Below are 6,329 nucleotides of genomic sequence, written 5' to 3'. Positions count from 1 at the left end.
CGATCGTGCTGATCTGGGACAACGTCAGCACCCACCTCGACGCCCGGATGCGCGCCCTGATCGAGGCGCGTCCGTGGCTGACGGTGTTCTACCTGCCGACCTACGCACCCGACCTCAACCCGGTGGAGATGGCGTGGTCGCACCTCAAACGCAGCCTGGGCAATCTGGCCCCCTGCACACTCGACGAACTCGCCAAGGTCATCCGCAGCCGACTCAAGCAGATGCAGTACCGCGCCAGCCTCCTGGACGCCTTCCTGGCACACACCGGCCTGATCACGAACCCGAGATCGACATGAAACCTCAAACTTTCAATCTCTGTACGTCGCCCGGGCCGTACAGAACTGCTCCACGCATGAGTGGCGTCTCCTTCAAGCTGTCAGCCCGGTTTCCCACCAAAAGGGACACTTCCCCGGCAGGCCAGGCGTGAACAGGCGAGAAGATCTTTTTCGCAGCGTTCCGCCGCGAACTGCTCCGTGGCGTCCCGTGAACTCGTTCCCCGGCTCAGGTGAAAGACGGGCGACACTACTTCCTCGCAAAGGCCCGACCACATGCCGCTCAGCACGACCCTGTCCGACGCCGACCTGATCGAACGGTCATGGCGAGATCCCGAGGATTTCGCCTTGCTGTTCGACCGGCACGCAGGACACATCCACCGTTATGTGGCCCGCCGGCTCGGCGACGACGCGGCCGACGACGTCGTCTCCGAGACGTTCCTCGCCGCGTTCAGGCAGCGCCGCGACTACGACACCGCCCGCCCGGAAGCCCTTCCCTGGCTGTACGGCTTCGCCACCAACTTCATCCGCCGCCATCGGCGCGCCGAGACACACCGCTACAAGGCGTACGCGAAAGTGGGCGTCCTCCCCGACGCCGGCGACGCCGCCGAACAAGCCCTCCAGCGGGCGAGCGCGCACGCCGTACGCCGCCCGCTCGCCCAGGCGCTCGCCTCGCTCAAGAGCCGCGACCGCGACGTCCTCTTACTCGTGGCCTGGGCCGACCTCACCTACGAGGAGGTCGCCAACGCCTTGTCCATCCCGATCGGCACAGTCCGTTCCCGCCTCAACCGCGCGCGGACCATCGTCCGCGACGTCCTCGGCAGCACCGACCCCACGACGGAGCACACCTCATGAACGAACGGACCGACCTGGCCGAACTGCGCGACCTGTTCGCCGACCAGCCGCACCCCACGGCGGAACGCCTCGCCCCCGCCCGTACCGCCCTCCTGGCCGAAGCCCGCACGAAGCGGCGCCCCCGGATCCGGCGGGCCGTGCTGCGGCGGATGTCGCTGGCGGGCGGGCTGGTCACGGCGATGGCCGCAGGAGTGATCGCCGTCCAGACGTTCGGCTCCCCCGCGCCCGCGAGCGCCGCCGAGGTCCTGAGGCTGGCCGCCGAGGCCGCCACCGCCACCCCATGGCCGGAGCCCCGCGACGACCAGTACCTCCACTACGAACGGATCGCCGAGACACGCAGCGAGAACGGCGTTCTCAATGTCGGCCCGCGCCACATCACGGGCGAGATCTGGATGTCCGTCGACGCCTCCCGCCCAGGACTCCTCTGGCACAAGCCGTCGACATCCAGGCCGCAAGACCCCGAGTACAAGGAACTCCTGACCCGATGCCCCGAACGCGGCCCCGGCCGGCCCACCTACGCCGAAATCCGGGCGTGGCCGACCGACCAGGAGCAGCTCCGGCACAAGCTCGCCGAACGCGGTGACCAGATGGTCCCCGGCAAGGACACCGCGACCCGGACCTGGTACGGCGCCCTCAACATCCTCGGCGCCCCGGTCCCGCCCGAGCAGCAGGCGGCCATCTTCACGATCGCCTCGACCCTGCCGGGCATCGAGACCGAAGAGCTCAAGGACACCACCGGCAGATCAGGCATCGCCGTGACCCGGGTGGACAACCTAGGCCCGGGGGGCGCCGTCTCCCGCGAATCCCTCATCTTCGACAAGAGCTCCTACGTCCTGCTGGGCGGCCAGGAATCCGTGCCGGGGTACGGACGCGAACTCTGGTCCATCAGCCGTCCGCAGCTCACCGACGTACTCCCGGCCTGGTCGAAGTCCGTGAAGCGGAAAGGCTGCGTCTGAGCGGCCCGAGGTCTCCCGCTCCCAGATTGACATCACTAGCTATTTCAGTCATGTTTGAAATAACTAGCAACCAAGTACGGAGCAAGCCATGGTGCTCGGGCACAGCGGGGTGATGGTGAAAGAGGCGCTGGCGTTCTTCGCGCCGTACTTCGTCAAAGCCGGCTTCGCGGTGCTGGCCATCGACTACCGCACGGTCGGCTCCAGCGAGGGCGAGCCACGCGGCCTGGACCACCCGGAGCGGCAGGTGGAGGACTTCCGCAGCGCCGTGTCCTACCTGCAGACCCGTCCCGAGGTGCAGCCGGAGCGGATCGGGGTGTGGGGGGTGAGCATCGGCGGCTCCGTGGCGGCCCAGGCCGCCGTGCTCGATCGGCGCATCAAGTGCGTCGTCGTACAGAGCCCCAGCGTGTGGAACGGATGGCGGTACATGGAACGCCTCCTGGGCCGCGCCGGAGTCCACGCGCTGCGCGACCGGCTGCAGCAGGACTGGCAGCGGCGCTACGAAGGCGGGCAGAGCGCTCGCGTGCCGCACCTGACGCACCTTCGCGCCGGAGAACCTCATCCACCGGCTCGCGCCGACGCCGCTGCTGATGATCGCCAACGGCGGCTGGGACCCGTACCACATGCTTGAGGAGGCGCAGAGCGCCTTCGCCAAGGCCGGCGAGCCCAAGCGGCTCGCGGTGCTGCCGTACGACGTGCTCGGCCTCTACACCGGCCCGGGCCTGGAGGAGGCGACGGCGCTCGCGATCGACTGGTTCGACCTCCACCTGCGCAGGACCCGGCTCGCGGACATCACCCCGACACCCACCTACGAGTCGGTGGCCGCCATGACACAGTGAACCGGCACACGATCAACAAGGAGGAAGCGACGATGAGCACTGAGGAACAGCAGGACCGGCTGCTCCGCTGGGTGGAGCGGGTGGCGGCCTTCTGCGTCGAGGAGTGGGGGCTGCCGCCCATCACCGGACGCATCCTCGGCTGGCTCATGATCTGCGATCCGGCCGAGCAGTCCGCCGGGCAGATCGCGGAGGTCATCCAGGCCAGCCGGGCCTCGCTCACCTCGAACATGCGCTTCCTCACGGCCATCGGCCTGGTCAAGAAGGTGAGAAGGCCGGGCGATCGCGTCTCCTACTACCGCATCGAGGACGACGCCTGGCAGAAGGTCATCCAGCGCAAGCTCGAAAGCCTGAGCGCGTTCGGCGAGATCGCCGACGAAGGGCTCGACATCGCGGGCGGCGAGGGGCACCGCACCGAGCGCATCAAGGCCGCCCACAACTCCCTGACGTGGCTGCAGAACCTCGCGGCCCGTCATCCGCTACGCCGTTAAGGAACCCCCATGCACCGCTGGCAACCCGAGCTCGGGCTGATCCAGGAAACCCTGCTGCTCACCCTTCACGCCAGAGCCCTGGACGCCGGGCTGCCCGGCCCGATCCTCGGCGACACGCTCTCCGCCGACCTGGCCGGCACCATCGACTACGACTTCGGCAGGCTGAAGGTCAAGCCCAACCTGGTCCTCACCACGGCGCTGCGCGCCAAGAAGCTCGACGATGTCGTCCGCGCCTTCATCGCCGCTCACCCCGGATGCGTGGTGCTCGACCTGGGCTGCGGCCTGGACACCAGGATGTTCCGCTGTGATCCCCCGCCCGGCGTCGACTGGTACGACATCGACTTCCCGGAAGTGGTGCGCCTGCGGGCCGAATGCCTGCCCGGCCGTTCCCACCTGGTCGGAGCCGACCTCACCAGCTCCGACTGGCTCACAGCCGTCCCCGGTGACCGGCCGGCGATGATCGTCGCCGAGGGGCTGCTCCCCTTCATGCCCGGCGACTCCTTCCAGGCGATGACCCGCGCGCTGACCGGCCACTTCCCTTCGGGCGAGCTCGCGCTCAACGGCTACACCCGCTTCGCCGCCTGGGCCATGAAGTACCACCCGACCATCAAGGCGCTCGGCATCACCGCCGCCCAGGGCTTCGACGACCCGCACGAACCGGAGTCCTGGGACGCCGGCCTCGTACTGGTCGAGGAGCAGATCCTCGCCCGCGCACCGGAAGTGGCCCGGTTCCCGCAACCGCTTCGCGCGCTCACCCGTCTCACCGCCCGCAGCACAGCCCTGTCGCGGCAAGGGGCCCGCATCCTCCGCTACCGATTCTGACCGGCCGCCCCCGCCCGCGGCATGGCCTCGCTTGACCTTGACACTGTGACAAGGTCTTGACTGGCGCCAAGGAGGTGGTCCCGATGACCATGGCGGAACAGGACACGGGCGCGGCTGCGGGCGATGCCGCCGCTCGGCACGAGCCCCGACCCGCGCTTCCACCCGGCGAGGGGAAGTGACGGGCCGTGTTGATCGGTGACGTGGCACGACGGTCGGGGGTCAGCGCCCGCATGCTCCGGCATTACGACGCCCTCGGCCTGGTGCGGCCGACGGGCCGCAGCGACGGCGGCTATCGCGAGTACTCCAGCGAGGACATCCGGCGGATCTTCCATATCGAGAGCCTGCGGTCGCTGGGGCTGTCGCTGCGTGAAGTCGGGCGCGCACTGGACGATCCCGACTTCAGGCCCGCGGAACTCGTCGACGACCTCATCCGCCAGACGCGAGAACGCATCGCGGATGAGACGCGACTGCTCACGCGGCTGCGCCGGATCGGCGCAGCCGAGCCCGCGGACTGGCAGGACGTCCTCCAGACCGTCGCGCTCCTGCAAGCCCTGGGATCGAGGAGCGCCGGCAGACGCCAGCGCGCGGCCCTGTCCTCGGTCGACGAGGGCCCGCCGCCGGTGGAAGCGCTGGTCGAGGCGGTGCTGAGCGAGACGGACCCGAACGTCGCCGGAGCCCTGCGATGGGCACTGGCGCAGGCGGGCGACGACGGACTGGCGCTGCTCGCGGAAGGGCTCGGCGCACCGGCGGCCGAGGTGCGCAAGCGGGCCGTCCAGTCCATCGCCGAGATCCCGGACGGTACGGCGACCGCGCTGCTGCGGGAAGCCCTCACGAGCCCCGACGTCGTGGTCCGCAGGTACGCGGCTCTGGCACTGGGGGGCCGTGGCGTGGCCGAAGCCGTGCCGACGCTCATCGACATGGTGGTCGAGGGGGCGAACGACGTCGATGCGGCCGATGCCCTCAGCGCGCTGGCGAGTCGCCCCGCGTCGGCGGATCGCATCGCTTCCCTGCTCGTCGACCGCCTCGCCCACGACGCCGCCGACTCGCCGGCACGTCGGCGGCTGACACAGGCGCTCGCGGACATCCCTGGCACCACCGCGTCACGAGCCCTCGCGGACCTGTCCCATGACGAAGACCGTCCCGTCGCGCTCATCGCGGCGTACATCCTCGGGATACGGGAGCAGCCGTCATGACCAGGATCTACAAGTCCGAAGCCGGTGGACGCGCACTCCTCGAGCACTACCGGCAGGCGCTGGAGACCTGGCCGGTTCCCGCCGAGCGGCTACGGGTGCCGACCCGTGAGGGCGAGACCTTCGTCCTCGCCTCCGGCCCGCCCGACGCGCCGCCCCTGGTGCTGCTGCACGGTTCGGGCGCGAACGCGTCGATGTGGCGAGGAGACGTCCCCACCTGGTCCCGCGACTTCCGCACCTACGCCGTCGACCTCGTCGGCGAGCCGGGCCTGAGCGCGCCCTCGCGCCCCGCCCTGGGCTCCGACGCCGTGGCGCTCTGGCTGGACGACGTGCTGGAAGGGCTCGGGATCACCGGCGCCGCGTTCGTCGGCACGTCCCTCGGCGGCTGGACGGCCCTGGACTACGCCATCCGCCGTCCCGAACGAGTGACCCGCCTGGCGCTGACGTGCCCAGGGGGCGTGGGGCGGCAGAAGGTCGGCTGGATGTTCAAGGCCCTGCTGACCCGCCTGTTCCGGCGCGACGGCCTGCGCGAGTCGGCGACGGCGGTCGCAGGACTGGACGCGGACAGGCACCGGCAGGCGCTCGACGCCGTCGTCCTGACGTTCACGCACTTCAACCCGCGCAGGGAGAGGCTTCCGGTGTTCCCCGACGCGGCGTTGCGTGCTCTCACCATGGACATCCTCGTCATCGTCGGCGGCCGAGACGCGATGTTCGACTCCCACCAGACCGCGCGGCGCGTACGTGCGTGCATCCCGCACGCGACCGTGCGTCTGCTGCCCGAGGTGGGTCACGCTGTCTTCGGCCAGGCCGAGCCGATCGCCGCGTTCCTGCGGGCCTGAGGGTGCCGTAGCACCGGACTACTTCCGGCGTCGTAGTCCGGCCGGTCTTGATCCCATCGCGGTAGCGGCCG

The 6,329-nt window shown here is 69.9% G+C and carries 9 protein-coding genes; all 9 read left to right on the top strand.

Annotated elements, in window-relative coordinates; all coding sequences use genetic code 11:
* Positions 1–296, top strand: a 296-nt coding sequence (locus tag BMW85_RS33420; protein ID WP_091089575.1) for a transposase, incomplete at its 5' end; no start/stop codon positions are given.
* 252 nt (positions 297–548) lie between these two features.
* Positions 549–1,127, top strand: a complete 579-nt coding sequence (locus BMW85_RS33415; RefSeq protein WP_091089523.1) for an RNA polymerase sigma factor — start codon at positions 549–551, stop codon at positions 1,125–1,127.
* Positions 1,124–2,083, top strand: a complete 960-nt coding sequence (locus BMW85_RS33410; RefSeq protein WP_091089520.1) for a CU044_5270 family protein — start codon at positions 1,124–1,126, stop codon at positions 2,081–2,083. The genes BMW85_RS33415 and BMW85_RS33410 overlap by 4 nt, the downstream gene beginning before the upstream one ends.
* An 88-nt stretch (positions 2,084–2,171) precedes the next feature.
* The gene (locus tag BMW85_RS33405) at positions 2,172–2,711 is read left to right on the top strand and encodes an alpha/beta hydrolase (protein ID WP_218156043.1); all 540 of its coding nucleotides are present in this window, start codon (positions 2,172–2,174) and stop codon (positions 2,709–2,711) included.
* Positions 2,671–2,919, top strand: a complete 249-nt coding sequence (locus tag BMW85_RS50565) for a hypothetical protein (RefSeq protein ID WP_218156042.1) — start codon at positions 2,671–2,673, stop codon at positions 2,917–2,919. Before BMW85_RS33405 ends, BMW85_RS50565 begins: the two co-directional genes overlap by 41 nt.
* Positions 2,920–2,951: 32 nt before the next feature.
* A complete protein-coding gene (locus BMW85_RS33400) occupies positions 2,952–3,407 on the top strand; it encodes a GbsR/MarR family transcriptional regulator (protein WP_091089573.1) in 456 nt (151 codons plus the stop codon).
* Positions 3,408–3,416: 9 nt separating this feature from the next.
* On the top strand, positions 3,417–4,229 hold the full coding sequence (locus BMW85_RS33395; protein WP_091089517.1) for a class I SAM-dependent methyltransferase: 813 nt from the start codon (positions 3,417–3,419) through the stop codon (positions 4,227–4,229).
* Positions 4,230–4,414: 185 nt separating this feature from the next.
* Positions 4,415–5,422 (top strand): HEAT repeat domain-containing protein, encoded by a 1,008-nt coding sequence (locus BMW85_RS33390; RefSeq protein ID WP_091089515.1) that lies wholly within the window; start codon positions 4,415–4,417, stop codon positions 5,420–5,422.
* Positions 5,419–6,258: an alpha/beta fold hydrolase gene (locus tag BMW85_RS33385; RefSeq protein WP_091089512.1), complete on the top strand. Its 840-nt coding sequence runs from the start codon at positions 5,419–5,421 to the stop codon at positions 6,256–6,258. The genes BMW85_RS33390 and BMW85_RS33385 overlap by 4 nt, the downstream gene beginning before the upstream one ends.
* The last annotated feature ends 71 nt before the right edge of the window (positions 6,259–6,329 follow it).

It is taken from the genome of Nonomuraea wenchangensis (assembly GCF_900111685.1).
In the GTDB taxonomy this organism is placed as follows: Bacteria; Actinomycetota; Actinomycetes; order Streptosporangiales; family Streptosporangiaceae; genus Nonomuraea; species Nonomuraea wenchangensis.
This window is presented reverse-complemented; position numbering and strand designations above follow the sequence as displayed.